The organism is Milkweed yellows phytoplasma str. MW1, assembly GCF_000309485.1.
Taxonomy (GTDB): Bacteria; Bacillota_I; Bacilli_A; order Acholeplasmatales; family Acholeplasmataceae; genus Phytoplasma.
On record NZ_AKIL01000022.1, the window covers coordinates 1 to 1,248 of the forward strand.

1 protein-coding gene is annotated in these 1,248 nt (G+C 24.9%); it reads right to left on the reverse strand.

Annotated features, from left to right (window positions below):
- Positions 1–274 precede the first annotated feature (274 nt).
- Complete coding sequence (locus tag RI76_RS03050) at positions 275–412, reverse strand: hypothetical protein (protein WP_017192155.1); 138 nt, start codon at positions 410–412, stop codon at positions 275–277.
- Positions 413–1,248: the final 836 nt, after the last annotated feature.

Sequence of the window (1,248 nt, forward strand, 5' to 3'; positions counted from 1 at the left end):
CTATTATTTTGGGTTGAAAATGCTAAATATCTAGCGTTTAAGAGGGTTTTTTTATTTTTATAATAAAACTGATTCCTAAGGAATTGATTTAATACTCTTCCCAAATCATCTTCTCTAAAAAAACTCAGAAAAGCTTCTTTTCTAACTCTCAAATACTTCTAACCATATCAAAATCCTTTTTAAGAAAGGTTTTTTCACTTTTAAAGCCTTTTTTATATATTTTAACCCTATTATATTGTAAAAAAACTCTTTTTTAAAAGGTTGATAAAAAGACTTATTTATTGATTTTATTACCTTTTTTAGGAAAATTAAAAGGGATATTTTGACGCATTTTAAAATTTTTAGGAGAAAAATAATTTAAATATTTCATACTTCTTTTGCGGTTGTAATAATAAATATATTGAGTAATCATTTTTTTAATTTTTAGTGTTCGTGTTTTCTAAATCTCTTAAATAAAGTTGTTCGCCTTTAAAATTAGACCAAAAAGACTCTATACAACTGTTTTGAGAAGAAACACCTTCATTAGAGCAACTTTGGCGATAACCTTTTTGTTTTAATAAATTTTGAAAAACTTTCGCTGTATATTGAGGTTCTTGGTCGGAATGGAAAATACAAGGTTTTTGAAGAACTTTTAACTGGTTTAAATTATCAACCGCTTTGGTTACATATGTTCAAAAAAACGGCATTCTCTGATGGTGTTGCCTTCTTTATCAGAATATTCTAAATAAGGGGTAAGGTTGATTTTGTCCTTTAAAATAGGATCTTTTTGCTTATCATCTTGTGAGATATTATTTTTGTTTATTGGTTGGGAAGTGTTTTCTGGAACAGAAAATGAAGGATAGGAGTTGTTTTCCGAAAGTTTTTAAACCACTTATAAACGCTAAAAAAAGAAAAAAATGATCACTATTACGATAATAGCAGTTATTTGGATTTTTTTTAGGCTTTTTATATTAATCCATAAATTGTTTTTCTTCATAATTTTTTCACTTTTTATCTGATATAATAACTCCATTATACGTTTTTTTGACAAGATAAAGACTTTTTTACTAAAAAACTAAAAAAAGTTTAAAACAAGAAGAAATACCTTCTTTGGTCCAACGTTTCCATCTTATTTAAATAAAACCACTCAATAAATCTTTTATAGGGCAAAAATTGTTATAAAACGAAAGATAATAAAGTAATTTTTCTTATTTCTTAAGTCAAATGTTAATATATAATATTAACGGATAGTTAAATTTTAAATATTTT

Coding starts and splice junctions, on each gene's coding strand:
- RI76_RS03050 (WP_017192155.1), bottom strand. CDS start 412: ATGATTACTCAATATATTTATTATTACAACCGCAAAAGAAGTATGAAA.